The organism is Ancylobacter aquaticus, from assembly GCF_004339465.1.
In the GTDB taxonomy this organism is placed as follows: Bacteria; Pseudomonadota; Alphaproteobacteria; order Rhizobiales; family Xanthobacteraceae; genus Ancylobacter; species Ancylobacter aquaticus.
Genome location: NZ_SMFY01000003.1, coordinates 1 through 26,593, shown reverse-complemented (window position 1 = coordinate 26,593; position 26,593 = coordinate 1). Strand labels below are relative to the sequence as shown.

The window sequence follows — 26,593 nt, the reverse complement described above, 5'->3', positions numbered from 1 at the left end:
ACTTGTATCTACGCAAAGATATTACTATCTTCGGCGCCTGATCATTATTTCGAATGAAGGGTGCCCGCCATGAAGGCCACGTTGTTCTCTGTTCTTCTCGGCGTGTCCGTCCTCGGCGTCGCGCCGGGCGGCGCCCACGCGGATGATCCCCCGCCGATGCGCGCCGAAGGCGGTGCCCATACGCAGCCGACGCAGGCGCAGGACGGGCTCACTCCCGAGCAACGCATGAACCGCCGCTTCCCGCAGAAGGTGCGCGTCGGCGACCTCATCGGGCTGCCAATGCAGGACTACGACGATCGTATCCTCGGCTATGTCGAGAAGGTGGTTCGTACCGCCGATGGCCGGATCGTGCTGGTGATGCCGTTCGGCGGCTGGTTCGGCTATGGCGGACGCCCGGTCGGCGTTCCCATCGAGACGGTGGCGATCCTCGCCCGGCACCTGAACGTGCTGGACATTCCGCGAGACGACTTTCCTGCACTGCCGAGCTGGAAGGATGGCGAGGGCACACCGATCCCGGCGGACGATATCATCCTCATCGCAATCTCGCGTCGCTGAATCCGGCGGAGACGGCACGGCGTCGCGGCGCGGCTGATGATTTATCATCGGTCGCGTCCGGCAAGTTCCGCTACCAGCGCACTCACATCGGCGATGTCAGAAAAGCGCTCCGGCTCGACGGCAAGTGCGCGACCGAGACGGAGCGCGCGACGCTCGCAGCCGGCCCGCAGTTCCTCGTCCGCGATGGCCTCGAACTCGGCAATATGGGCGAGCCCAACAACGCGACGATGCATCTCAATGCCGGCAAAGCCAATCGTGTCGCGCCAGATCTCGTCGAGCAGGGCGTTCAGGGCAAGCGCGGCACCTTCGGCATCATCCTGATGCTCCAGCAGTTCCCGCCCGCCGAGGATTCCGGAACGCTCGGTGAGCCATAGATGCGTAAATTCAGCGACGAAAACCTTCCACACGGTCTCGGCGAGAGCGAGGATCCAGCCGCGATAGGAGGTTGCCTCGTCGTCGCTCGGCCGCAACGCGCCTTGTGCGAGACATGCCATCCAGAGATTGGCGAGCAGCGACCCGATGTCGAAGCCGATCGGCCCATAGGTGGCGAATTCGGCGTCGATGACCCGGCTGTCCTCGGCGCTGACCATGATCGAGCCGGTATGAAGGTCTCCGTGCAGCAGCGTCTGCGCGCTGGTGCAGAAACGGGTCTTCATGCGGAGTGCCGCAAGCTTCAGCGCCCGGTCGCCACGAAGTTCAATGACGTCGCGATCGAGAAGCGGATTGTGGCGATTGCGCACGCAATCGTGGAATGGGTCGGTAAAGAACAGATCCTCGGTGATGCCACACAGCTCTACATTGCCGGCAAACAACGCCACATCCGCCTTCCGGCGTGCTGTTTCCATCGACCAGTCCGATCCGCGGAACAGCGTGCGCGCGAGATAGCGGCCGAGATGCCCGCCCAGCATCGGATAGCGCGTGCCGTCGATCAGGCCCCTGCGCAAAATGATGTGCGGGGTGAGATGCTCCATGATCTGGACGGCCTGCTCGCGGTCGAACAGGTGCATGTGAGGCATGCGGCCGGGATCGCGGGCACCGAGGCGCATGCTGGCCTCATGTTCGAAATAGGCGCGATCGAGCGACATCGGCCAGCTCTCGCCAACCACGCGCGCATAAGGCAGCGCCTGTTTCACCACCAGCGAACCGGCCGGTCCTTCCACGATAAAGACGAGGTTGAGGTTGCCGTCGCCGACCTCGCGCACCCGCCACTCGGCCGAAGGGCCGAGCCTGCGTGTCATTTCCGGCAGGCCGCCCAGCCGGGCGGGCATCGTGGTCGGCGTTAGCGGCTCATAGGGAGATCTGGTGAGCATGTCTGTCTCCGCAGTATGGCGCGAGGACCGGACGTGCCCGCAGGGCGCCTCGCAGAAGTACCTACGCGGGCAAGGCGCCGTTCATTACACCGATCACGGATTGGTGAACGGGTCAGAGCGCAGCAGTCCGGCTCGGCGAGCGGCCAACACAAGCGCGTGTCTCGGTAACAATCGAAACGGAACCCGCGAATGGCAGAAGCCGGCCGCATGGGTCGCCGCACAGCGATCGGAGTTCCGATGAAACCCCTCTCTCTTCCCGTCACTGTTCTGACCGCCGTTCTGCTCTGCGCTTCGATATCTCGGGCCGCCGCCGAAACCGTGGTTACGCCGGAACGGCAGCCCGTCGTCGTCGAACTCTTTACGAGCCAGGGATGCTCGTCTTGCCCGCCTGCCAACGCCAATCTCATCGCGCTCGCGGCGCGCGACGACGTGCTCGCACTGAGTTTCAGCGTGACCTACTGGGACTATCTTGGCTGGAAAGACGTGTTCGGGCGGCGTGAATATACCGAGCGGCAAGTGACCTACGAGCCGAAGCTGGGGCAGAGCGGGCCCTTCACGCCGCAGATGGTGGTGGATGGGCGTGCGAGCGCCATCGGGTTCGATCTGGCACAGATGCGCCAGCTGATCGGGGCGAGCCCGCGCAAGCGCGGCCCGACGCTGACCCTCGCTCCTGAGCGTGTGGGCATCGGCGCCGCCGCGTTGCGCGCGCCAAGTGACGTTTGGCTGGTCTGGTACGATCCGGGCGTGGTCCAGGTCCCGGTGCGGCGTGGTGAGAATTCCGGGCGCACGCTGCCGCACAGCCATGTGGTCCATAACCTCGTCCGTCTCGGGGGATGGGACGGCCGGGCCACCAGCTTCACCACTCGGGCGACGCCGGCGGGACTGAAGGCGGCCATTCTGGTGCAGGAGAGTGGCGGCGGTCCCGTCATTGCTGCGGCGACGCAGTAAAGCCTTCCACCTGCAACTTCACCGGAACACGCTCAGCCGGCATGCGTCTGGTAGAGCGCCGCGAGCGCCCTCAAGGCCCTGTGCAGCGACACCCGGACTCCCGTTTCGCTCATGCCGAGAAGGGTGGCGGCCTCGCGCGCCGAGCAGCCTTCGACCGTAACCGCCTGGATGACCGCGCGCTGCTGCGTCTTCAACTTTCCCATCAGACGCTCCACCTCACCCGGTTCAGCACAGGCGAAAGCGTCATTTGCCGGCAGCATATCGACGAGGTCGTCAATGGGAACGGTCCCTTGGCCGGAACGCCGCAGCACGTCGATGAGCTTGTTGCGGACGATCACCGAGATCCATGGAGTAATCGGCCGTGCCGGGTCCCATGTGCTCCTTTTAAGGTGGATGGCCAGCAAAGCTTCCTGAACCGCGTCTTCGGCATCGGTAGCCGGTGCGCCGAAACGCGCGCAGCTTTGGCGGGCCAGCGTGCGCAGGTGCGGCGTCACGGCATGAAGAAAACGGCGATAGGCATCCGCGTCGCCGGCCAGAGCGGCGCGCATGCTCGTCGACCATTCACCCTCGCGACTCGCTTGCCTCACGCACGCTCCCGTATGAATCCCGTCATCAAGCTCAGCCAAGGCAGTTTTATATCGTACGATCTAAAATACCAAGACGCTCGCTCCCATAGCCATGCCGTCAAATTCAGACAGTTGCGAGACAGGCGGGGCGGCGCACACGGCGCCTGCGTTTTCAGCCGGCAGAAAATCTCCCTTTCATGGCTGCGAAGACCGTGCCCGTTGGGATTTGCCAGCGGACGATTCCTGCGTGAGCGCGAACCGGGATGGCCCTGGCACTCTGACCGGAACCGCTGACGGAAAAATGCAAGGCCGCTGTAACGAAGCCGCCACTCGCTGCGTAGACACTTCAAGGCGCTTAAACCGCCCAGGCGGAATGCGCCTGGTTTCATCCCGGATGCCGACCAATCGCAGGTTCCATGGACGACCGTCCCACTCGAAATGTTACGCCGCGCACTGTCGCCGCCCGCGCTTTGGGCGTGGGGCGCCCATCGCTGACGGCGTTGACGCCCTCCATCGACATGAGCGCGACCTATACGCGCGACCATGACAACGGGTACAGCGCCGGCCGCGTTTATGGCCGCAAGGACAACGCGTCGGTTCAGCAGGCTGAACGGTACGTTGCCGAACTCGAACACGCGCAGGAAGCGATGCTGTTCGGTTCGGGCATGGCGGCTGCAACCGCCATCTTCACGGCGCTCCCACCCACGCACATCGTCGTGCCGAGCGCGATGTACTGGGGGCTGCGTATCTGGCTGCAGGGCGCATCCCGCTACGGGCATGACATCACCTTTGTCGACATGTCCCGGTTGGACGAATTTCGTGCGGCCGTCCGCCCCGGCAGGACAGGGCTGGTGTGGATCGAAACCCCGAGCAATCCACTCTGGACAATCACCGACATTGCCGCCGTTGCCGACTATGCCCATCGTGCCGGGGCACAGGTCTGCGTCGACTCGACAGTCGCGACCCCTGTATTGACCCGACCGCTGGATTTCGGTGCCGACATCGTCATGCATTCGGCGACCAAATACCTCAATGGCCATTCCGACGTGGTCGCCGGCGTGTTGGCCACGGCCGACCGCTCGGAACTCTGGCTGCGTGCGAAGGATACGCGCGACCAGTCCGGCACCGTTCCCGGCTCTTTCGACGCATGGTTGCTGATGCGCGGCCTGCGCACGCTTGATCTGCGCGTGAAGGAGCAAAGTCGGAGCGCGGCGATCCTTGCTGACCGGCTCTCCTTGCATCCGGCGATCGAAACGGTGCTCTATCCGGGACTTCCACACCATCCCGGATATGCGACTGCCGCCCGGCAGATGGCGAATGGCTTCGGCGGAATGCTGTCGGTGCGGGTGAAGGGTGGCGCGAAAGCCGCCATCGCGGTAGCCGCGAATGTGCAGCTCTGGCGGCGGGCCACTTCGTTCGGTGGAATCGAAAGCCTGGTCGAGCATCGGCTGTCGATCGAAGGCGAGGGATCGACCTGTCCCGAAGACCTCCTGCGTCTCTCCATAGGCCTCGAGGATGCCGACGATCTCTACCGGGACCTTCTCCAGTCCCTCGACCTGCTGCTCTAGCGATCCGCGGAGAATTCGATTCATGAAAACGATAGCAGTCGCGGTCATCTGCAAGACGCCGGCGCCGGGCAAGTCGAAAACCCGCCTCTCGCCGCCGCTGCGGCCGGAAGAGTGCGCGCAGATCTCCTCCTGCTTCATCGCCGATCTTTCCGCCACCATCGCCAGTCTCGCCGAGGATGTCGACGTCGACGGTTACGCCGTCTATACGCCGGCCGGCACGGAGGAAGCGCTGAAGCTTCTGCTACCGCCGGGCTTTGGTCTGGTGCTACAGGGCGAAGGTAACCTTGGCGATCGTCTCGAAAAGGGCATTGCCGATCTGCTGGTCGCCGGTCATGCCGGTGCGATCCTGATCAATTCCGACAGCCCGACCCTGCCGAAGTCCATCCTTCGGGCCGCGGTCGACGCGCTGAAGACCGGTGACGACCGGGTTGTCCTAAGCCCGGCGCTCGATGGCGGCTACACCCTCGTCGGGCTGTCGCAGCCGCATGCGTACCTCTTCAAGGACATCCCGTGGAGCACCGGGGACGTCTATCGGCTCACGCTTGAGCGCGCCCGAGAGATCGGGTTGCCGGTGGTTGAACTCGATGCCTGGTACGATGTCGACGATGCCGAAACCTATGCGCTGCTCGAGCGGGAGATGGAGGGTCTGCCACTGGCGTTTGCGGCCCCGGGGCTGTCGGGCGAGAGCGCACCGCGAACCACGGACTTCGTTCGCCATCGCGCGGCATCGGGCGCCGCTGTGAAGGCCGGCACCATGCTGTCTTCCGTCGCCGTGGTCATTCCTTGTCTCAATGAAGAGGAGCCGATCGCCGACGTCGTCCGGGACGTCCTCGCCGCAGGTGTCGGGGAGGTCATCGTCGTCGACAATGGCTCGAGCGACCGCACCGCTGAGCGCGCCGCCGCCGCCGGGGCTCGCGTGATATCGCAGCCCGTGCGTGGATATGGCCGGGCTTGCGCAGCAGGTCTTCTCGCCCTGAAGCCCGAGACCAAGATCGTGTGTTTTCTCGATGGTGATGGCAGCGATGTGCCGTCCTTCATTCCCGAGGTGGTGGAGCCGGTACGGGCCGGCACGGCCGATTTCGTCATGGGTTCGCGCTTGCGCGGCCATCGTGAAGCCGGCTCGATGACGCCGCAGCAGATTGTTGCAGGGTGGCTGTCCGGCGTGCTGCTGAGAATGGTGTATGGCGTCCGTTTCACCGACATGTCGCCGATGCGCGCCATGCGGGTCGACAAGCTGTTGGCGCTCGGCATGATCGAGCAAACCTATGGCTGGAATCTTGAAATGCAGATGCGTGCCGCTGCAGCCGGCCTGCGCTGCGTGGAGATTGCCGTCGATCACCGCCGCCGCCGCGGCGGGGAGTCGAAGGTGTCGGGCAATCTGATGGCCGGGGTAACCGCCGCCTGGAAGATCACCACAACCTTCATCCGGCTGGCGCGGCTGCAGAGGCGATCCAGCGCGGCCAAGGCCGGGCTCACGGCCCGCTCGCTGCCCGATGGACGGCACTGACGTACGAGGAGAAACGGCAATGCGGGTTCTTCTGACCGGTGCAGCAGGTTTCATCGGCATCCATGTCATGGACGGGCTGCTCAGCAGGGGGCACGACGTCCGGGCGATGGATTCGCTGCGCCCCGACGTCCACAAGGGCAGCCTGCCATGGCGCGTTCCGCGGGGCGTCGAGCCTCTCATCGGCGACATGCGCGATCCTGTGGCAGTTGAGGAGGCGATGGCCGGCATCGATGCCGTCATCCATCTCGCCGCCAAGGTGGGCCTCGGTGTCGATGTGGGCGACATGCCGGACTACGCCGCTTCCAACGACGTGGGAACGGCCGAGGTGCTGGTGGCGATGGCCCGGGCGGGCGTGTCGCGCCTCACTTTGGCGAGTTCGATGGTGGTCTATGGAGAAGGCTTCGGCCTGTGCTCCGACCATGGAGCCGTGCGGCCGGCGCCACGGTTTGAGCGCGCGCTCAAGTCAGGAGACTTCGAGCCGCCCTGTCCTCATTGCGGCCAGCCGCTCGAAACCCAGCTTGTCGTCGAGGACACCCCCTTCGACCCGCGCAATGCCTATGCCACCAGCAAGGCCGCTCAGGAATTTTACGCCGCCAACTGGGCCCGGGCGACCGGCGGCGCGGTGGCGATGATGCGCTATCACAATGTCTATGGCCCGGGCATGCCCAAGGACACCCCCTATGCCGGGGTCGCCTCGATTTTCACCTCGGCATTGCGGCGCGGCGAGGCCCCACAGGTCTTCGAGGACGGCCGCCAGCGGCGAGATTTCATTCATGTGCGGGATGTTGCGGCCGCTACCGTGCTGGCCTGCGAACGGCACGAGAGCGGGGTGCGGGCCTTCAATGTCGGTTCGGGAATACCGCGTACCGTCGGCGAAATGGCAGCGGCTTTGGCAACGACGCTTGCCGGACCTGCTCCGGTGGTGACGCAGCGTTATCGGCTCGGCGATGTGCGCCATATTACGGCCGATTCCTCGCGGTTGCGGCGCGAACTCGACTGGCAACCGGAGATCGACTTCCATGACGGGATGGCCGAACTGGCCCACCTCGACGCGGCTTCCGAGTTGTCGAGCCCCCATCGCGCGATGATGCCGCAGGAATGAACAGGACCTTGCTCATCAGCATGATCCTTGTCAGCGTCACGCTGAATGCGGCGGCGCAGCTTTTCCTGCGATGGGGCGCGCGCTCCGCAGCGGAGGTGACCACTGGATCGTTGCTCGAGTCGATCGCTTCATTGGCGCTACGTCCGTCGATCCTGGTCGGCCTGGCCTGCTACGGCGTCAGCATCCTCGTCTGGCTCTACGTGCTTGGCCGCGTGGAAGTGTCTTTCGCCTATCCATTCCTTGCGCTTGGCTTCGTTATGGTCGCGGTCGCCGGCTGGCAACTGTTCGGCGAGTCGATGCCGCCGATGCGGGTGGCGGGCATCGCCATCGTCGTTGTCGGTGTGCTGGTATTGGCGCGCAGCTAGCGGAAAAATCCGATGCGACGTGTTATGTGTCCGGCCGCCGAGGCGAGGTCGCGTTTGCGCCGTCCGGTCAGCGAATGAGGCGGCAGATGCCGCTGGGCAGGAGCGGTGCGTTGAAGACCGACAATCTGATTGAGCTGCTCGCGAAGGACAACGCGCCGCAATGGTCGTTCCGCATGCTGTTCAGTGTCGCACTGATATGCAGTGTCGCTGCCGCTGGTGTCCTGTTTTTCGCGATGATCGGCGTGCGGCACGACTTCCTGATCGCGGCCGAAACGATGCGTTTCCTGATGAAGTTCGTTGTCACCCTCACTCTCGCTGCAGGGGCTCTTGGTCTGGCGCAGGCAATGGCGCGTCCAGGGGCCGAATTCGGCGCGTGGCCGTGGCTGCTCGCTGCCGCGCCGGCGCTGCTAATCATAGCGGTGGCCATTGAGCTATTGGTCGTGCCGCCCGAGGCGTGGACGGCGAGGCTGGTTGGGCAGAGCGCCAGCTTCTGCCTGAAAGTCATTCCATTTTTGTCGCTCGTCCCGCTCGCCCTTCTGCTTCTGGCTTTGCGGCGTGGCGCTCCGAGCAATCCGGGCCGCGCCGGTACTCTCGCCGGGCTGGCGTCGGGCGCCATCGCCGCAGCGTTCTATGCCGCCCATTGCCCAGACGACAGCCCGCTGTTCGTTGCGGCCTGGTATGGCATTGCCGTCACGATCATGGCTGGGGTCGGCTATCTCGCCGGTCGCCGGCTGCTGCGCTGGTAGGTAGGATCAGACGCTCCTGAGCCGACAGGAATCACCTCATTACGCATATTGCGGGCACGGCAATGTAATGAAATCGCCCTCACCAGCGTACCCGTAGGTATGCCGGGGGAGGCCAATCGTGAAGACCGCCGAACTCATCGAGCTCCTGGCGCGTGACGTAGCTCACGGCCGGCCGTTTCGTACGGTTTTTCTCGCTGCGGCTTTCGGGAGCGTGGCATTTGCCGGCGCGTTGTTCTTTTCGTCCATCGGCGTCCGGCCGGATCTTGATCACGCAGCAAGGACCGTTCGATTCCTGGCAAAATTCGCGATCACGGTTCCGCTTGCTATTGGTGCGACGGGTTGGGTGATGGCGATGGCCTGTCCAGGATCGGAACCTGGTGCCTGGCGGTGGGTGCTCGCCGCCGCACCGATCGTTCTGCTCGGAGCTATCTGGTGCGAATTATGGCTTCTACCGCCCGAGGCATGGCAGGCGAGCATGACCGGTCATAACGCTCGATTCTGCCTGACGCTTATCCCGCTCCTGTCCATCCTGCCGCTCGCCTGCCTCCTGGCCGCGCTGCGACATGGCGCACCCACCCAGCCGGGACGGGCGGGAGCGATCGCCGGTCTTGCCGCTGCAAGCATAGCCGCGACCTTCTATGCAGCGAATTGCGACGACGATAGCCCGCTCTTCGTTCTGCTCTGGTACCCAATCGCTATGTCAGTCGTCGTAGCTGCCGGGTATGTAGTGGGTCAACGCCTGCTGCGTTGGTAATGACCTGAGCGCGCTTTGCATGGTGATCACGGGCATTCGCATGATCAACACGGCCAAGACCACGACCATGAGCCGGCTCAGCTTCGTCTGATCGACACCGGCCACGGCCTTCATAAGCTGGAGCTGCACGGCCACGGCGGCATGGCACATTGGCGCTTCCGCCCCGAGCGCGGCAAGCCGTGGGCGGCGGGGGAGGTGGCGATCACCACGGAACGTGCGAATGGCACCAGCCAGACATTCAGCTTCAAGGAGCGCGACGGCTTCATCGAGAGCATTGAGACCGTGCCGATGCCGATCGACTTTATGACCCGCATCCCGCTCGGTCACGGCAACCACTCGCACGATTTCGACGTGTCGTTCCTCAAGAGCACCGAGGGCCACGATCATCTGCACGAGGAAATGCGCGGGCTAAAGGTCGGCACCGATGGCTACCAGGACGCCCATGAGCTGGCCCACGCCAACGACATCCGCAAGCGCTTCGCCGACCGCAAGGTGACAACCTGGCAGATCGTGTTGTTCGGCCTGACCGGCGGCCTCATTCCCTGTCCGGCGGCCATCACCGTGCTGCTGCTGTGCCTCCAGCTCAAGGAGTTCACCCTCGGCTTCGGGCTGGTGCTGTGCTTCTCGATCGGTCTCGCCCTCACACTGGTGGGGGTCGGCGCGGCGGCGGCACTGAGCGTGCAACACGCCACCAAGCGCTTCACCTGGTTTTCCACCTTCGCGCGCCGCGCGCCTTACTTCTCCAGCATGCTACTGATCGCCGTCGGCCTTTATGTCGGCTGGCACGGATGGACAGGTATCATGGCGCTCGCATCCAACATGCCAGCCGGGTGAAACATGCTCGCTGTCCTGACGAACCGGACATACCGGCACCTGTTCCTCGCGCAAGTCATTGCCCTGATCGGCACCGGGCTGGCGACGGTGGCCCTTGGCCTTCTCGCCTTTGACCTTGCGGGCGCCGACGCCGGCGTCGTGCTCGGCACCGCGTTCGCCATCAAGATGATCGCCTATGTCGGCGTCGCACCGGTCGCCGCCGCCTTTGCCGAGCGGCTGCCGCGACGGACCCTGCTGGTCTCGCTGGATCTGGTTCGTGCCGCCGTCGCGCTGCTGCTGCCCTTCGTGAGCGAGATCTGGCAGGTCTATATGCTGATCTTCGTGCTCCAGTCGGCGTCCGCCGGATTCACGCCGACCTTCCAGGCGACCATCCCCGATGTCCTGCCGGATGAGCGTGACTATACCCGTGCGCTCTCGCTTTCCCGTCTCGCCTATGATCTCGAAAGCCTGGTCAGCCCTATGCTGGCCGCCGCCCTGCTCACGCTGATCAGCTTTCACAGCCTGTTCGCCGGCACCGTCGTCGGCTTTCTGGCTTCAGCGGCCCTCGTCGTCTCGGTGGCCCTGCCGAGCCCGCAGGCGGGAGAGAAGCGGGGCATTTATGACCGGACCACGCGCGGCATGCGCATCTATCTGGCAACGCCGCGCCTGCGCGGTCTTCTGGCGCTGAATCTCGCCGGCGGCCACGCTCACAGGCATGCCTTCGTCATCGACAGCCATCACCCTGAATGGCCGCGCACATGATGGCGCCTGCCGATGGCTACCGATCATGACCGAGCTTGCGGCCTATGCCGGCCTCTTCTTCTCCGCGCTGATCGCTGCCACCATCCTGCCGATGCAATCCGAAGCCGTCCTGGTCGGGCTGCTGCTGACGACCGACTATCCGGCGTGGGCGCTGGTAGGGGTGGCGAGCCTCGGCAATGTTCTGGGGTCGGTCATCAACTGGCTGCTCGGGCGCGGCATTCACCGGTTTCGGCACCAGAGTTGGTTTCCCGTCAAGCCCGCGGCATTGGCGCGCGCGGAGGCCTGGTACCGTCGCTACGGCAAATGGTCCCTGCTTCTCAGCTGGGCGCCTGTTATCGGCGATCCGTTGACCGTCATTGCCGGGGTGCTGCGCGAGCCGCTGCCGATCTTCCTCATCCTCGTGACGCTGGCCAAGGTCGCGCGCTATGTCGCTCTTGCCGCCGTCACACTTGGGCTGGGCTGATCATGGCCTTCTGGGAGCACATTGTCGGGTTCCAGCAGGAAATCTACCAGGCCTTCGCGGAACAGAACCGGGATGCTGGGCCGCGATTGCCTTGGGCCACCACGTGCGGAAAGCAGACGTTCCGAACCTCAACGCCGGGTCAGATTCGACCTCGGCCAATCATCGGCGACATGTCCGCTTTAGTTTGAAGTCCTGAATAGCGGACAGTCTGCCACCAGCCCTTGATCGGCGCGTGCTTATGATCCAAGCGTTCGCGGACTATCTCGACACATCGAGGACAGCGCCTGCGAAAAAGGGGTGATGTGCGACGTCAGCACATCACCCCTTTTTCTCGCCATCTGGCGCCGCGTGCGCCCGGCACAGCCGACCGGCAGGCGATATCGCTGGGCTTATGGAGGCGCGCGCCGCGTTTATCGAGCGCGCCCGCATTCCATCGAAATCCTCACTTCAGCGACAAGGCCAGCCCGCTCAAATCAAGGCTGACGATGACGCCCTTTTGCTCGCCGCTCAACTCCAGGATGGCGCCGCTCTGGTTCGTCAGGACGACGACTTGCGCGCCCTTTCCAAAGGCGGCGCCAGCACCGCCCTGTGCATAGACCCCAGAAACGTCAGACGGCCGTCGGATGTTTTTGACCGTTCCATGAAACCGCGTCTCCGAAGCGCCGAAGGTGAAGCCGTAGCTAAGCCCCCCGACCGAGAGCGGATATTTGCGGCCCTGGAAGGTCAGCACGCCGTCTCCGGCTGATCCGCCGATCACGAACCCTGCCTTCACGATGCGGATGCTGATGGTGCCGTCAGCGGCACTTGCCATCGATATTCCGCCGATGAGCGTTGCCAAAGCGAGGAGCCCAACCCTTAGTACCGACAGGACGTTCATCGACGAGACCTTCCAAACTGAAGCGATGTGCCATGTTGCCCACCGCTAGATAACGCTCACTCTGGCCGTTCGTTGCTCAACAATCAACCGCGTGACTGAACGCCTTTTCGGTGCGCCAAGGCTGCCGGCGCGGCCGGCGGCCGGAACCGTCCGTCAACGCCTGTTGCGCGGCCTGATCTCGACGTCATCTCACGAAGTGGCGTCGTCCGCTTCGTCGAACCTTGTCTGGCCCTCTACCGGCACCCAGACCCCTCGCATCCTGAAATTCGAGCGTGAGGGAGAAGACGTCGTGGTCTCCGCTGCCGCCGAGGCACGTCTTCAGAAACCACCCGGGTAGCCTCCAATCCTTCTCGACCTCTGCCGGAAAGCTGGTCACGACGTCTGACGATAGATCTGGAATGGAGACGAGGGGGCGCATATGCCCGATTTTGGCGCTGGCAGGGGAGCCGTTATGGTATGGAGAGCCCAGGCCACACTCCGGTCGTAAAGCGCCCGTTTTCAATCAATCTTTGGGCTCGTCACACTCAAGGGACCCATGGCCGCCACAGCAGAACAATTGAAGCCGCTTCTTTGGGAGCCGAAAAATCTCGTCCGTGCGATCGAGGCGGCGGGAGTCACGCTCTGGTCCTGGAACGTGGATACGGACGCGCTGGCCATGGATGACGGCGCCTATGATCTGTGGGGCATCCCGCGCAACACGGACGTGAAGTTTGAAGACCTGTCCGCGCATATCCATCCCGCCGACCGCGACCGCGTGCGCGCCGCCTTCAACGCGACACGTTCGATTGTCGGTCCATACGAAATCGACTTCCGCATCATGCTCGGCGAGGAGTTGAAGTGGATTTCCGCGCGCGGTCAGGGCGACGACGTCGGCATGGTCCAACGGATCATGTTCGGCATTTTCATTGACGTCACGGGTCGCAAACAGGCCGAAGAGGGCCGCGAGCTTCTGGCGGGCGAGATGAGCCACCGCGTCAAGAATCTGCTCACGATAGCCTCCGGCCTTACGGCCATCACCTCGCGCTCGACCTCGACCACAGATGACATGGCCCGCGAACTGACCCAGCGATTGACGGCGCTGGGGCGTGCGCATGATCTGGTGCGGCCGGTGCCCGGCCAGACCGTGGCGGCCTCGGCGCTTCTCGGCGATTTGCTGACGGTCTTGCTGGCGCCCTATGACGATCTGGGCGCTTTCAGTGGCCGGATACGGGTCTCGGTCCCAAGAATGAGCGTCGGTGAATCGTCGACGACGATCCTGGCGCTCGTTGTCCATGAACTGGCAACCAACTCGCTTAAATATGGCGCCCTGTCGGTCGATACCGGCACGCTCGATATCTCCTGCTCCGCACGCGACGAAGCCGTCACGGTCGTCTGGACCGAAACCGGAGGGCCGGAGGTAGAAGAGCCCTCTGTCGTTCGCGGCTACGGAAGCAAGCTTTTGGCGCGCAGCGTCGCGGGACACCTGCGCGGCTCCATCGCCTATGACTGGAAGAAAGATGGGCTCGTCGTCACGCTGAAAGTCGATCCGACGCGTCTGGCAGATTGAAGGCCGGTGCTGAAACGCCCTCACGCACCTGGCACCACGCCGCCTTTCGCCTTCGACCTCTCGGCTGCGGCCTCACAGACGAGCAGACGCAGGAGATCGGGAAAGCGCGCTTCGAGATCCGACCAGCGCAGCTGATTGGTGCGGCTGTTGCCGAGATCGACCTGCCGAATGAGCCCGGATTCACGCAGGACGCGGAAATGGTGCGTTCGGGTCGCCTTGGTGACGGGCAGATCGAACGCGCTGCAATGGCGGATGCAGCCGCCATCGGCCGCCAGCGCGAGCACGACCTTCCGGCGCACCGGATCGGCGAGCGCCGCGAAGATCGCGCCGAGCTCCATCTCGCCGACGTCGGGGTGGCCGTTTTCGTCGGGCATCTCTTCGCTCCGTTCTCGTCGAGGTATGGATTGCATCGTACCTCGGGCTGTGCATCAGATCGTCCCCGCCTATGGGAGGACATTGATCATGACGACAAGCCGTATCGTCGAATTGGCCGAGTTCGGGGCCCCCGACGTCCTCAAGCTCGTGCAGCGGGAGATCGCCCCGCCCGCTGCCGGTGAGGTCCAGATCCGCCACACGGCGATCGGCTTCAACTTCATCGACATCTATCAGCGCAAGGGCATTTACCCGCTGCCGCTGCCCACCGGGCTCGGCTTCGAGGCGGCAGGCGTGGTGGAAGCCGTCGGCGAGGGGGTCCGCGAGCCCGAGGTTGGCGCGCGTGTCGCGTATATGAACGCCGGCGTCGGGGCCTATTCGGAGCGCCGCAATGTCGCCGCCGACAAGCTGGTCGCACTCCCCGACAGCGTCAGCGACGACATGGCGGCGACGCTGCTGTTCAAGGGCATGACCGCGCAGTATCTGGTGCGCAAGACCCATAAGGTCGAACCCGGAGACGTGGTGCTCGTCCATTCCGCCGCCGGCGGGGTCGGCCAGATCCTGACGCGCTGGGCCACGGCGCTGGGCGCAATCGTCTTCGGCACGACAGGCTCGCCGGAAAAGCGAGAGACGGCGCTCGCGGCCGGATGCAGGGAGGTGCTCGACCTTAACGATCCGCAATGGCCCGAGGCATTCCTGGCCGCCGCCGGAAAGAAGGCCCGCGTCGTTTATGACGCTGTTGGCAAGGATACGCTGCTGCGCTCGCTCGATTGCGCGGTGCCGTTCGGTCTCGTGGTCAGCTATGGAGCCTCGTCGGGCAAGGCCCCTTCCATCGACCCGGAAGTGCTGAACAAAAAGGGCTGCCTGTTCCTGACGCGCCCCTCCGTGTTCCCTCATAACGCGGACCCGGCGACCTTCCGCGCGAACGCGGCCGATCTCTTCGACGCCATCGCGAACGGTCATGTAAAGGCCGATATCGGGGCCCGGTTCCGGCTCGACCACATCGCCGAGGCTCACCGCGCGGCCGAGGAGCGCCGGGTCAAGGGAGCGATCCTCATCATTCCCTAGCAAGAACGGGAAAGTTCGGCAGGACGAAGCTCTGCATCATCTGCCGCGAGCGCCGAACAATGGAGGAGGCTTGCACCCGGCACGCACTCCACGCCGCACACAGTCGGCCCCGCGAATGCTAAAGTGCGTTGCGCGGGAATACTCCGTTTCCCGCCCCGTGAAGTGCGCCGGTTCGAGATGATGAAAGCCAAGGCCGCCTCCCCGGCACCCCGTGTCACGCTCGCCGATGTCGCGCGCACGGCGGGCGTCGACATGTCGACCGCTTCGCGCGTGCTTCGTGGCGAGACGACGCAGCGCGTGCGCGAGGAAACCCGAGACCGCATTCTGAAAGTCGCCGAAGAGCTGCAATATCTCGCCAATCCGCTGGCAAGGGGCCTGCGCACCGCGCGCACCTATACGATCGGAATCCTCGTTCCGCAGCTCGACAACCCGGTATTTTCATCCGCCATCCGGGGCGCAGAACTGGCGGCAGAGCGGCTCGGCTATTCGCTGCTGATTTCGCATCGCGAGCCCGGCACCGCCGGCACCACCATCGCCAAACTCTCGCAGACCAACCGGGTGGACGGGCTGCTGGTCGCCAGCCTTGACGACGACGAGGTGCTGCGCACCGACCTCACCGCCGCGCGCGTGCCTTATGTGCTGATGAACCGCGTGCTGCCGGGCGCGGCCCTTTCCGTCATCCTCGACAGCCGCGCGGCCGCCCGGCGCGCCGTCGCCCACCTCACCGCGCTCGGCCATACGCGCATCGCCCATCTCTCCGGCCGCGAGGGCGGCTTCAATGCCAGCCAACGCTTTGAAGGCTATCGCGACGGGCTGATCGACGCCGGCCTTGTGTATGACCCTCGGCTGCTCTGCGTAGCCGGCTACACGGCAGAGGGCGGCATCAGGGCGATGCAGGAACTGTTGCCCCAGCGCCCGACCGCCGTGCTCGCCGCCACGCTCGTGTCCGCCGCCGGCGCGATGACCGTGCTACACGAGGCCGGACTGCGCATCCCCGAGGACATCTCGGTGATCGGCCTGCACGACGCGCCCGTGGCCGGCATGCTCTACCCGGCGCTGACCACGGTGATGATGCCGACCGAGGAAATGGGCAGCGTCGCGGCGACCTTGCTGATCCGCGCCCTGAATGGCGAGAGCCCCGAGGCGGTGCCACCGCTTCCTCCCGGCGCGTTGATCTCGCGCGCCTCCACCGGCCCTGCGCCACGCTGACATTGCCGGCTGATTCTACCCGCTTGACGACTACGGGCTTCTCTGACAGTTTTGAACAAACGATTGTTCATAGGAACAAGGGAGGACGCCAGATGAGATCATCGCCACGTGCCTCCCGTCTTGAGAGGTGCCAATGACCGGCCTAGCGATCGCCGCTGCCCGAGATGCAGACACGATAGACACCGCACTGGCAGCGGATTTCGCTGCCATCGTCGGCGCCGACAACACGCTCAGCGAGTTCGAGGCGCGACGCGCCTATTCCCACGACCGCCTGCCCTTCGCCAATTTCCGCGAGCGCCACGGCAAGCTGGCCGGCGTCGTGCCCCGCCTGGTGGTGCGCCCCGGCACGGCCGACGAGGTGGAGAGCGTCGTGCGGCTGGCTCGCGCAAAGGGCATCCAGCTCATTCCGTTCGGCAACGGCTCGGGCGTGCTCGGCGGCGCCATTCCGCTTGACCATGAAGTGATGGTCGACCTGCGCCGGCTGGACCAGATCCTGTCGATCAACCCGCAAGACGCGATGGTGACGGTGCAGGCCGGCATGAATGGCGCGGAATTCGAGAAAGCGCTGAACGCCGAAGGCTTCACCACCGGCCATCTGCCGCAATCCATTGAGATTTCCACCGTGGGCGGCTGGGCTGCCTGCCGGGGCGGCGGGCAGGCTTCGAGCCGTTACGGCAAGATCGAGGACATCGTCGTTGGCCTCAAGGCCGTGCTGCCGGACGGGACGCCGATCGAGGTGCGCCCCGTGGCGCGCCGCGCCGTCGGCCCGTCGATCCGCGACCTGATCGTGGGTAGCGAAGGCGCCTACGGCATCATCACCGAACTTACCCTGCGCCTGTGGAAGCTGCCCGAAGTGGAGCGCGGCGTGGTCCTCGCCTTTCCCTCGCTCGACGCTGCCTGGGAAGCCGCGCGCCGCATCATGCAGGCCGAGCTTCGCCCGACCGTCGCCCGCATCTACGACGCGGCGGAAAGCGCGGAACGCACGGCCGACATCGAGGCCTTCAAGCGCAAGCCGATACTGGCGATGATGGTGTTCTCGGGATCGGAGCCGATGGTGACGGCCGAGCAGGAGATGGCCCTCGCCCTCGCCGCCGAGCTTGGCGCCGAAATAACGTCGGATGGGCCATACCGGCACTGGAAGGAGAACCGCTATGTCGCCTATTCGCAGAAATGGCAGGCGGCGGGCTATTACAACGACACCATCGAGGTCACCGGCAACTGGTCGGCCATTCCCGGCATGTATGCCGCCATGGCGGCAGCGGCCCGCGACATCTTCCCGGACATCCATTTCGGCGCGCACTGGTCGCATATCTACCCGGAAGGCGCGTGCCAATACATGACCATCCGTCTGCCGCCGATGGAGGAGCAGCAGGCGCTGCCCCTGCATGCGCGGCTGTGGGAAACCATCCAGACGCTCACCCTCGACCATGGCGGCTCCATCGCCCATCATCACGGCGTCGGCGTGTTCCGCAATCCGTGGCTGGCGCGCGAACTCGGCGCGGGGCTCGGCCTGTTGCAGACCATCAAGGACGCCATCGATCCCGGCAATCTGATGAACCCGGGCAAGCTTGGCCTGCGGCCGGCGGCGGGCGCCGTGGATGTGCGCAATGGGTAGGCGGCGCCCCTCCATGAAGGAGATGAGCGATGGCTGATCTCCTCGTCGGCATCGACCTCGGGGCTGGCTCGCTGAAGACCAGCGTGATCCGCGCCGATGGAACGCTGGTCGCTGAGGCTGCGGCGGCGATCGCCACCTCCGCGCCGCATCCCGGCTGGAGCGAGCAGGACCCGAGGGACTGGTGGCGTGCCGTGTGCGAGACCGTGCCGCGCGCGCTTGCCGCTGCAGCGGGGGCCGGCACGGTGGCGGGGATCTCCTTCTCCGCCGGCGCCCATACGCAGGTGCTGGAGGATGCCGATGGCCACATCATCCGCCCGGCGATCCTGTGGAACGACCAGCGCTCCGGCGCCGAAACGCGCGAACTGCGCGAGCAGGCCGACGCGCGCATTCTCGAAATCGGCGCAAACCGGGCCAATCCGACCTGGACGCTGCCGCAGATGCTGTGGCTTCGCCGCCATGAGCCGGAGGCGTTCGCCCGCGTGCGCCGTCTCTACGTCGCCAAGGACTGGCTGCGCGCGCAACTGACCGGTACCTGGGAAACCGACCTGATCGACGCGGTCGGCACGCTGATGGCCGACACCCGCACGGGCTCATGGTCGGAGGAGCTCTGCGCCATGATCGGCTGGCCGCTCGACACGCTGCCGCCGATCGTCGCCTCGAAAGCGGTGGTCGGCCGGGTGACGGCGGCCGCCGCCCGTGCCACCGGAGTTGCCGAGGGCACCCCGGTGGTCTGCGGCACGTCGGACACGGCCGTCGAAACCTATGGCGCCGGCATGACCTCGGAAGGGCTGGGCGTCATCAAGCTGGCCACCGCTGCCACCGTCAGCGTGCTGTCGCGCCACCCCCGGCCGGACTTCAAGGTGATCAATTATCCCCATGTCATGCCCGACCATTGGTATGTCATCGCGGCCACCAATTCCTGCGCGTCGGCGCATAAATGGCTGCGCGACACGTTTTTCCTGCACGCCGGCGACGATAGCGGCGGCGTGTTCACCCGGATGGACGCGCTGGCCGGCAACGTGGCACCGGGGTCGGAGGGGCTGTTCTTCCACCCCTATCTGAACGGCGAGCGCAGCCCGCACTGGGACCCTCTGCTGCGGGCCGATTATGTCGGGATCGGTTTCAATCACGGCCCCGGCCATTTTGTCCGCGCGCTGTATGAGGGCATCTCCTATTCGCTGCGCGACTGCCTGATCGCCCTGCGCGGCCAGGGACTGGACTTCACCACCGCCCGCCTCACCGGCGGCGGCGCCCGGAGCCCGCTCTGGCGGCAGATCGTCGCCGATGTGCTCAATGTCGAGGTGGAGGTGCCGGCCGTCGCCGACGCGTCGTTCGGAGCCGCCCTTCTGGCCGGCGTCGGCGTCGGCGTCTACGCCGACGAGCACGATGCGGCGCGCGCCATCAAGGTCGTGTCCCGCCTCGTGCCGGACCCCGAACGGGCCGCGCTCTATGCCCGGGGGCATGTGATTTACGGCGACATACAGGCGGCATTGGCTCCGTTGAACCACCGCATCCATGACTTCGTGAGCGGACGCTGATGGGTCTGCGCAAGTGCGAGAGTGAATGAGAATGGCACAGGTCAGCCTGAAGCAGGTCCGCAAGGCCTATGGCGGCACGGTCGCCGTGCATGGCGTGGACCTCGAAATAGGGGACGGCGAGTTCGTCGTGTTCCTGGGGCCGTCGGGATGCGGAAAGTCGACCACGCTGCGCATGATCGCGGGCCTTGAGGAAATCACCTCCGGCACCATCGAGATCGGCGGGCGCGACGTGACGCGGCTGGAGCCGAAGGACCGGAACATCGCCATGGTGTTCCAGAACTACGCGCTCTACCCGCACAAGACGATCTACGAGAACCTCGCCTTCGGCCTGCGTATGCGCAAGATGGAGCGCGACGAGATCGACCGCCGGGTGAAGGCCGCCTCCGTCATGCTCGGGCTCGACCCTTATCTGGAGCGCAAGCCCAAGCAGCTTTCCGGCGGGCAGATGCAGCGCGTGGCACTCGGCCGCGCGCTGGTGCGCAACCCGGAAGTGTTCCTGCTCGACGAGCCGCTCTCCAATCTCGACGCCAAGCTGCGCGTGCGGATGCGCGAGGAGATCGCCCGGCTGCATCAGGAGGTCGGCACCTCCATGGTCTACGTGACCCATGACCAGGTCGAGGCCATGACGCTGGCCAACCGCATCGTCATCATGAAGGACGGCTATGTGCAGCAGGTCGGCGCGCCGCTGGAGGTCTATGATCGCCCGGCCAACCTGTTCGTGGCGAGCTTCGTCGGCTCTCCCGAGATGAACCTGGTCGAGGGGCGCGTGGAGGCCGGCGCCTTCCGGTCCGGCGGGCTCACGATTCCCCTGCCGGAAGGCGTGCAGGCGGCGGAGGGCACCGACATCGTGCTGGGCGTGCGACCTGAGCACATCAGCGTCGGCGAGGGCCCCCACGCCCTCCCGTTCGACATCGCCGTGATCGAACAACTCGGCGCACAGACCCTGTGCATCGGCCAGGTGGCCGGCGTGCGGCTGAGGGTGCTCATGGAGCGCACGGACGCGGTGCGAAACGGATCGGCCCTGCCGGTCTCGTTCCGCCCCGAAGGACTGCATCTGTTCATCAAACAAAGCGGGGCGCGTCTCGACACGAGGCGCTCACCCGTCGGGCAATGACGTCGGGCAACGACCCGGAACGCCAAGGCGGAACAATCATAACGGGAGGAAGAACGACATGGCCACTACAGTGAAAACCGGCGGGTTGTCCCGTCGTACCCTTCTGAAGGCGGCGGGCACGGTCGCCGGCGGCATCGCCGCCGGAACGATTGCCGCGCCGGCGGTCCGAGCCCAGGGCACCAAGACGATCCGGTTCCTGAACACGGAAACCTCCATCGACAGCATCCGCGCGCTCAAGGTCGCCGCTGCCGAATATGAGCGGCAGTTCGGCACCAAGGTGGTGATCGACTCCGTCCCACTGGACGGCGCCTTCACCAAGGTGACGACCTCGCTGCGCGGCGGCACCCCCTACGACATCGCCACCTTCGCCTTTGTCGGGCATGTGCTGATCCTGGCCAGCGAGGGGCACCTGATGCCGCTCAACGAGCTGACCGACAAGTACAAATGGGGCCCGAACATCCTCTTTCCGATCGACGGAAAGGTGTTCTGGTATCCCTACGACTACAATCTCGGCTGGATTTACTACCGCAAGGATCTGTACGAGCAGAAGGGGCTGTCGGTTCCCAAGACTTGGGCGGAGTTCCTGAAGAACGCGCAGACGCTCAACGGCGATGGCCGTGCCGGCGCGCTCTACCCCATAGGCTCGAACGGCGCCACCAACTGGCTCTCCCCCGGCTTCATGTGGGCGGAAGGCGTCAAGCTGTTCGACGACAAGTGGAACATCATCTTCGACAGCCCGGACATGGGCCCGCGCGTCACCGGCTTCCTCGACTTCTTCGGCGAGCTCTACAAGACCATGCCGCCGGGCTCCAGCCAGGCCAGTTTCGGCGAGGTACTGTCGAACTTCACCTCCGACAAGGTCGCCCATTCCGCCTATGCCGGCCGCATGATCGAAACGCTGGAGCGCAACGCACCCGCGCTCGCCGACAAGTTCGGCATCATGCCCTACATGGATTCCGCCGGGAAACACCAAGCGGTAAACCATGGCTATGACGGCTGGGTGGTGCTGAAGACGCCGAATTCGGACGAGTCGATGAAGTTCATGAAGTGGTTCACGGAGAACCAGTTCATCAACTTCCTGCACACCGCGCCGCTGCATTTCCAGCCCCCGCGGCTGGATGTGTATGACGATCCGCGCTGGCGCGCCCATCCGCTCATCGAGAAGCACAGCGCGGTGGTCGAGACCATGCGCTCGTTCCTGACCGACAAGAACATGATCCTCACCTCGCTCGACACGCAGGGACCGGCACCGGATCTGCGCCCCGGCAAGATATTCGAGGCGTTCGTGTTCCCGGAAATGCTGCAGAACAAGTGCCTGAAGAACATGTCGTCGGCGGACTGCCTGAAGACCGCCGCCGACAAGATGCGACAGGTCATCGCCTGACCTCACCCGACCTGCTGCCTGCGACGCGGCCATCGGGCCGTGCCGCAGGCCTCACACCCGGAACGAGGGCGCGCCGTGAGTTCTAAATCCACCATCTATTCCTTCCTGATACTGGGCCTGGCGGTGACGCTGCTGCTGATCGTGGCGCCCGTGGTCTATGCCATCTCGCTCAGTTTCTACCGGATGGATTCCTTCGTCGGCACGCCGGAATGGGCGGGCCTCGACAATTACGCCCGCGTCCTGTCGCAATGGGAATTCTGGCGCGCCCTCATCAACGGCTTCGTCTACTCGCTCGGCACCATCGTGTTCCAGGTGGTGCTCGGCATCGGCTTCGCGCTGGTGCTCAACCAGGTGTTTCCGGGCCGGAACCTGGTGCGGGGCCTGTCGATACTTCCCTACCTGCTGCCGACCGTGGTCGTGGTGCTCACCTTCAAATGGATGGTCGACGGCTCCATCGGCGTGCTCACCAACGTGATCGCCGCGCTCGGCCTGCCGCCGGTCTACTGGTTCGAGAGCCCGGGCGCGGCCATGGCCTCGGTGATCCTTGTCAGCGTGTGGATGTGGACGCCGTTCGTCACCACCACCTTCCTTGCTGCCCTGCAGACCGTGCCGACATCGCTCTATGAGGCGGCCAAGGTCGACGGCACCACTGCGATCCAGCGCTTCTTCCACATCACGCTGCCGATGCTCAAGCCGATCCTCACGGTGATCGTGCTGCTGAGGGCGGTGTGGATGTTCAACAAGTTCGACGTGATCTGGCTGCTGACGCAAGGCGGCCCGGTCGGCTCCACCGAGCATCTGGCGATCCTGTCCTACCGCACCGCCTTCTCGCTGTTCGACATCGGCGGCGGCGCGGCCATCGCCACTATCTCCTTCGCCATCCTCTCGGTGGCGGTGTTCATCTATTTCCGCATGTTCCCGCTCGATACGGAGTGATGCCCATGGTCCGCTCGCTCCCCGGCCGCCTCGCGCTCTACATCGCGGCGCTTGTCATCGCCGTCTATTCCGCCTTCCCGATCTACTGGATGGTGCTGTCGTCTCTGCGCGCACCCGACGTGCTGCTGACCAGCACTTCGCTGATCCCGGGCCCGTTCACCACGGAATATTACTGGAACCTGCTGGAACTGACCGACTACCCCACGCAGTTCGTCAACAGCGTCATCGTCGCGGCGGTGACGGTGGTGGTGACGATGGTGTTCTCGGTGATGATCGCCTACGCCGTCACCCGCCACCGCGTGCCCGGCAAGCGGCTGATTATCGGCGCGATGCTGTACGCTTACATGTTTCCGCCGCTGCTGATCGCCATTCCCATGTTCTCCATCTTCGCCAAGCTCGGGCTTGGCGACACGCTGGCCAGCGTCATCGTCTCCCATCTGACGCTGACCCTGCCGCTCGGCGTGTGGTTCCTGTGGGGCTTCTTCAAGAGCATGCCGTTCGAGCTGGAGGAAGCGGCGATGGTGGATGGCTGCACCCGGCTCGGCGCCTTCCTGCGCGTGGTGCTGCCGCTGTCGCTGCCGGGGCTGATCACGGTCGCGATCTTCTCCTTCCTGCTGTCATGGACCGACTACACCTATGCGCTGATCATGATCGGCTCCGACGCCAACAAGACCGTGCCGGTGGGGCTGGCCTCGATGATCGGCTCGTTCGATCTGCGCTGGGGCGAGATCATGGCCGGCTCGACGCTGATCGCGCTGCCGCTGTTCGGTGCCTTCGCCCTGCTCAGCCAGTATTTCATCCAGGGCCTCGGGGCCGGCGCGGTGAAGGGCTGATCCCCGCTCTCAGGAGACATCACCGATGGATCTCGGCCTGAAAGGCAAGATCGCCTTGATAACCGGCGGGGCCGGCGGCATCGGCCGGGCGGAAGCGGCAGCCCTGGCACAGGAAGGCGCGGCCATTGCCGTCAACGACCTCGACGCGCAGGCAGCGGAGAGCTGTGCCGATGACTTGCGAGCAAAGGGCTTTGCGGCCATCACGGCCATCGGCGACGTTTCCGAGCCGGACGGCGCCGCCCGCGTGGTACGGCTGGCCGCCGAGCAGCTGGGCGGACTCGACATACTGATCAACAATGCCGGGGCGGGCGGGCGCCATCTCGGCCGCAGCGTCGAGGACATGGACGTCGACGACTGGGACGTGATCGTCCGCACCCATCTGCGCAGCACCTTCCTGTGCAGCAAATACGCCGTGCCGCTGATGCGCGACCGCGGCTTCGGCCGGATCGTCAACACCTCCTCGATGAACGTCACCGGCGGCGGACGGCCGGGCGTCGCCAATTATTCGGCGGCCAAGGCCGGGGTGCTCGGCTTCACCCGTACATTCGCCAAGGAGGTCGGCGGCTGCGGAGTGACGGTGAACGCCATCGCGCCCGGCTATGTCGAAACCAACCTCATAGCCGGCTTCTCCGAGCAGCAGCGCGCGGTCATCACCGGCCAGAATCCGCTCGGGCGCTTCTGCCAGCCCGAGGAGGTGGGCGCGGTGATCGCCTTCCTGTGCTCGAAGCAGGCCTCCTTCATCAACGGGGCTCTGATCTGCATGGACGGCGGCAAGCGCGATTTCCATTGGGGCGACGCATGACCTTTCGCGCTTTCGGTGCGCCGCACCGCTATATGCAGGGCCCCGACGCGCTGGCCGAACTTAAGGGGCTCGCGGCACTCTACGGTCGCCGTCCCTTCGTCGTCGCCGATGCCGTGGTGGCCGAGTTGCTCGGCGATCGGCTGCGGGCGGAACTGGACGGGGCCGGGCACGCCACATTCGGCCTGTTCGGTGGCGAGTGCACGGCCGCGGAAATCGAGACCCTTGCCAGCGCGGCGCGCGCGGCACAGGCCGACGTGATCATCGGCGTTGGCGGCGGCAAGGCGATCGACACGGCCAAGGGCGTGCGCATGGCGCTCGGCATACCGATCATTATCGTGCCCACCATCGCCTCGAACGACAGCCCGACGTCGCGCCTCGCCGTGCTCTACCGCGAGGACCATGTTCTCAGCGAAGTGCGGTTGATGACCGCCAGTCCCGACGTGGTGCTTGTCGATACCTCGATCATCGTTCAGGCCCCGGTGCGTTTTTTCATTGCCGGCATTGGCGATGCGCTTTCCAAGAAGTTCGAGGTCGAGCAGTGTGCCGCAGTCGGCGGAACCAACTTCTTCAAGGGAAGCCCCACCCGGCTGGCCCTCCGCATAGCCGACGCCTGCTACGGCATCATCCGCGCCGAGGGTGAGGCGGCCGTCCAGGCGGTGCGCAACCATGAGACCACCGAGGCCGTTGAGAATGCGATCGAGGCCTCCATTCTGATGAGCGGGCTGGCGTTCGAGAGCGGCGGCCTCTCCATCGCCCACTCGCTGACGCGGGGCTTCTCGGCCGTCCCGGAAATCGCCCGCGCCCTGCACGGCGAGCAGGTCGCGCTGGGGCTGCTGGTGCAGTTGGTGGCCGAGGGCCGCGACCCGGCATTCCTCAATGATTTGCGTGACTTCTATCGACGCATCGGCCTGCCCACCTCGCTCGCCGCCTTCGGCGTCAGCGACCCGGGAGCCGTGGAGACCATCGTACAGACTTCGTGGCAGACTGCCCCCTATATCAAGAACTTCACCCACCCCCTGTCGCCGCAAATACTGCATACGGCCTTCATGACTCTGGCGTGAGGGTTGATCAGTCCGTCGAATCATGGTTCACGCGGGGCACCACGCCCGCGCGCTTCGGGGCCGTCGCCAAAAGGCGGCCTGATCGCCTGCGCAAGCCGCCAATGAACGTCGCCTTTTGACCGTCAGCCTGGGCTGTCGCGTGCCTGTTCAGGTGGGACGCCGCCACGCCCGTCATCAGCCACTCGCGCACATCCTCGAAATGCCGGGTCGAGTGCGCGCGGCGAGTCAAAGTTAGTGCCTCTAGGCGGGGCACCTGGCACTTCATCGCGCCGGGCAAGCCCATGCAAAACCGATTCTGCGAAAGCTTCAACGGCCTCATGCGCGACGAAAGCCTGTTGTTCGGGCTCGATGATGCACGAACGAAAATCGCAGCATGGGTTGACGACTATAACCTGCGTCGTCCTCACACAGCGCTCGGATACATCCCGCCGGCGTCCTACGCCGCCAGTTTCATCACCAACGCGCAATTCCGCGCAAAAACCGCCGAGGCTCTAATCGCGGCTGGATGATAAAGCAGTGGCAGATCACTAGATATGAGCCTGATTAAGCTGCAAACGTTGATCGCAGCGGTCCACGTGCCGCGGGCTGCAGGGACTTGCCGTTGCTGTTGGCTTCCCGCCCCTGCCGTGCCCTGGCGTTCTGTGCGCAAGCAAAAACCCCGCCTGTGATGTTGTCACGGGCGGGGTTTTTGTTTGGATGTGAAGAAGCTTTTGTTTGCTGTGCTTTGCAGGCCTGGCAGCGACCTACTCTCCCAGGTCTTGAGACATAGTACCATCGGC

General features: G+C 64.9%; 25 protein-coding genes and 2 pseudogenes. 23 read left to right on the top strand and 4 right to left on the bottom strand.

Annotated elements, in window-relative coordinates:
* The first annotated feature begins 69 nt into the window (after positions 1 to 69).
* Positions 70 to 555: a PRC-barrel domain-containing protein gene (locus EV667_RS16240; RefSeq protein ID WP_131836417.1), complete on the top strand. Its 486-nt coding sequence runs from the start codon at positions 70 to 72 to the stop codon at positions 553 to 555.
* A 44-nt stretch (positions 556 to 599) separates the two neighbouring features.
* Here EV667_RS16240 and mtnK read toward each other — a convergent pair whose 3' ends face one another.
* Positions 600 to 1,865, bottom strand: coding sequence for an S-methyl-5-thioribose kinase (gene mtnK, locus EV667_RS16235; protein WP_131836416.1), 1,266 nt, complete (start codon positions 1,863 to 1,865; stop codon positions 600 to 602).
* A 237-nt stretch (positions 1,866 to 2,102) separates the two neighbouring features.
* Between mtnK and EV667_RS16230 the strand changes: the two genes are divergently transcribed.
* A complete protein-coding gene (locus EV667_RS16230; protein ID WP_131836415.1) occupies positions 2,103 to 2,813 on the top strand; it encodes a DUF1223 domain-containing protein in 711 nt (236 codons plus the stop codon).
* Positions 2,814 to 2,845: 32 nt separating this feature from the next.
* On the opposite strand, the gene EV667_RS16225 is transcribed toward EV667_RS16230, so the two are convergent.
* Positions 2,846 to 3,361: a sigma-70 family RNA polymerase sigma factor gene (locus EV667_RS16225; protein ID WP_425359041.1), complete on the bottom strand. Its 516-nt coding sequence runs from the start codon at positions 3,359 to 3,361 to the stop codon at positions 2,846 to 2,848.
* Positions 3,362 to 3,795: 434 nt separating this feature from the next.
* On the opposite strand from EV667_RS16225, the gene EV667_RS16220 reads away from it, so the two are divergent.
* From EV667_RS16220 to EV667_RS16180, 9 genes and pseudogenes are all read left to right on the top strand, one after another.
* Entirely contained in the window at positions 3,796 to 4,947 is a 1,152-nt protein-coding gene (locus EV667_RS16220; protein ID WP_131836414.1) for a trans-sulfuration enzyme family protein, read from the top strand.
* Between the two features lie 22 nt (positions 4,948 to 4,969).
* Positions 4,970 to 6,454, top strand: coding sequence for a TIGR04282 family arsenosugar biosynthesis glycosyltransferase (locus EV667_RS16215; RefSeq protein ID WP_165901630.1), 1,485 nt, complete (start codon positions 4,970 to 4,972; stop codon positions 6,452 to 6,454).
* 19 nt (positions 6,455 to 6,473) lie between these two features.
* Entirely contained in the window at positions 6,474 to 7,556 is a 1,083-nt protein-coding gene (locus EV667_RS16210; RefSeq protein WP_131836412.1) for an NAD-dependent epimerase/dehydratase family protein, read from the top strand.
* Complete coding sequence (locus EV667_RS16205) at positions 7,553 to 7,921, top strand: SMR family transporter (protein WP_131836411.1); 369 nt, start codon at positions 7,553 to 7,555, stop codon at positions 7,919 to 7,921. The genes EV667_RS16210 and EV667_RS16205 overlap by 4 nt, the downstream gene beginning before the upstream one ends.
* A gap of 110 nt (positions 7,922 to 8,031) precedes the next feature.
* Entirely contained in the window at positions 8,032 to 8,667 is a 636-nt protein-coding gene (locus EV667_RS16200; RefSeq protein ID WP_131836410.1) for an NrsF family protein, read from the top strand.
* A 118-nt stretch (positions 8,668 to 8,785) separates the two neighbouring features.
* The gene (locus EV667_RS16195; protein ID WP_131836409.1) at positions 8,786 to 9,421 is read left to right on the top strand and encodes an NrsF family protein; all 636 of its coding nucleotides are present in this window, start codon (positions 8,786 to 8,788) and stop codon (positions 9,419 to 9,421) included.
* Positions 9,422 to 9,562: 141 nt separating this feature from the next.
* Positions 9,563 to 10,255 (top strand): nickel/cobalt efflux transporter, encoded by a 693-nt coding sequence (locus tag EV667_RS16190; protein WP_280960229.1) that lies wholly within the window; start codon positions 9,563 to 9,565, stop codon positions 10,253 to 10,255.
* Between the two features lie 3 nt (positions 10,256 to 10,258).
* Positions 10,259 to 10,930, top strand: a pseudogene (locus EV667_RS16185) (MFS transporter); the annotation flags it as partial.
* A 91-nt stretch (positions 10,931 to 11,021) separates the two neighbouring features.
* Positions 11,022 to 11,459: a YqaA family protein gene (locus EV667_RS16180; RefSeq protein ID WP_131836407.1), complete on the top strand. Its 438-nt coding sequence runs from the start codon at positions 11,022 to 11,024 to the stop codon at positions 11,457 to 11,459.
* A 442-nt stretch (positions 11,460 to 11,901) separates the two neighbouring features.
* Here the strand turns inward: EV667_RS16180 and EV667_RS16175 are convergent, their stop codons facing one another.
* On the bottom strand, positions 11,902 to 12,336 hold the full coding sequence (locus EV667_RS16175; RefSeq protein ID WP_131836406.1) for a lipid-binding SYLF domain-containing protein: 435 nt from the start codon (positions 12,334 to 12,336) through the stop codon (positions 11,902 to 11,904).
* 535 nt (positions 12,337 to 12,871) lie between these two features.
* On the opposite strand from EV667_RS16175, the gene EV667_RS16170 reads away from it, so the two are divergent.
* Positions 12,872 to 13,882: a sensor histidine kinase gene (locus EV667_RS16170; RefSeq protein WP_131836405.1), complete on the top strand. Its 1,011-nt coding sequence runs from the start codon at positions 12,872 to 12,874 to the stop codon at positions 13,880 to 13,882.
* 20 nt (positions 13,883 to 13,902) lie between these two features.
* Here EV667_RS16170 and EV667_RS16165 read toward each other — a convergent pair whose 3' ends face one another.
* Positions 13,903 to 14,256 (bottom strand): ArsR/SmtB family transcription factor, encoded by a 354-nt coding sequence (locus EV667_RS16165; protein WP_131836404.1) that lies wholly within the window; start codon positions 14,254 to 14,256, stop codon positions 13,903 to 13,905.
* An 88-nt stretch (positions 14,257 to 14,344) separates the two neighbouring features.
* On the opposite strand from EV667_RS16165, the gene EV667_RS16160 reads away from it, so the two are divergent.
* The 11 genes and pseudogenes from EV667_RS16160 to EV667_RS16110 form a co-directional block, all read left to right on the top strand.
* Positions 14,345 to 15,322: a quinone oxidoreductase family protein gene (locus EV667_RS16160; RefSeq protein WP_207907781.1), complete on the top strand. Its 978-nt coding sequence runs from the start codon at positions 14,345 to 14,347 to the stop codon at positions 15,320 to 15,322.
* A gap of 177 nt (positions 15,323 to 15,499) precedes the next feature.
* Positions 15,500 to 16,531 (top strand): LacI family DNA-binding transcriptional regulator, encoded by a 1,032-nt coding sequence (locus EV667_RS16155; RefSeq protein ID WP_245516202.1) that lies wholly within the window; start codon positions 15,500 to 15,502, stop codon positions 16,529 to 16,531.
* Positions 16,532 to 16,664: 133 nt separating this feature from the next.
* Positions 16,665 to 18,146, top strand: coding sequence for an FAD-binding oxidoreductase (locus EV667_RS16150; RefSeq protein WP_131836402.1), 1,482 nt, complete (start codon positions 16,665 to 16,667; stop codon positions 18,144 to 18,146).
* A 29-nt stretch (positions 18,147 to 18,175) separates the two neighbouring features.
* A complete protein-coding gene (xylB, locus tag EV667_RS16145; protein ID WP_131836401.1) occupies positions 18,176 to 19,684 on the top strand; it encodes a xylulokinase in 1,509 nt (502 codons plus the stop codon).
* Between the two features lie 31 nt (positions 19,685 to 19,715).
* Complete coding sequence (locus EV667_RS16140) at positions 19,716 to 20,798, top strand: ABC transporter ATP-binding protein (protein WP_131836400.1); 1,083 nt, start codon at positions 19,716 to 19,718, stop codon at positions 20,796 to 20,798.
* A gap of 58 nt (positions 20,799 to 20,856) precedes the next feature.
* Positions 20,857 to 22,182, top strand: a complete 1,326-nt coding sequence (locus EV667_RS16135) for an ABC transporter substrate-binding protein (RefSeq protein ID WP_131836399.1) — start codon at positions 20,857 to 20,859, stop codon at positions 22,180 to 22,182.
* A gap of 75 nt (positions 22,183 to 22,257) precedes the next feature.
* Positions 22,258 to 23,118, top strand: a complete 861-nt coding sequence (locus EV667_RS16130; protein ID WP_131836398.1) for a carbohydrate ABC transporter permease — start codon at positions 22,258 to 22,260, stop codon at positions 23,116 to 23,118.
* A gap of 5 nt (positions 23,119 to 23,123) precedes the next feature.
* A complete protein-coding gene (locus tag EV667_RS16125; protein WP_245516201.1) occupies positions 23,124 to 23,951 on the top strand; it encodes a carbohydrate ABC transporter permease in 828 nt (275 codons plus the stop codon).
* 25 nt (positions 23,952 to 23,976) lie between these two features.
* Positions 23,977 to 24,753: an SDR family NAD(P)-dependent oxidoreductase gene (locus EV667_RS16120; RefSeq protein ID WP_131836396.1), complete on the top strand. Its 777-nt coding sequence runs from the start codon at positions 23,977 to 23,979 to the stop codon at positions 24,751 to 24,753.
* On the top strand, positions 24,750 to 25,814 hold the full coding sequence (locus EV667_RS16115; protein WP_131836395.1) for a glycerol dehydrogenase: 1,065 nt from the start codon (positions 24,750 to 24,752) through the stop codon (positions 25,812 to 25,814). The genes EV667_RS16120 and EV667_RS16115 overlap by 4 nt, the downstream gene beginning before the upstream one ends.
* 254 nt (positions 25,815 to 26,068) lie before the next feature.
* Positions 26,069 to 26,323 (top strand): annotated as a pseudogene (locus tag EV667_RS16110) (integrase core domain-containing protein); the annotation flags it as partial.
* Positions 26,324 to 26,593 lie beyond the last annotated feature (270 nt).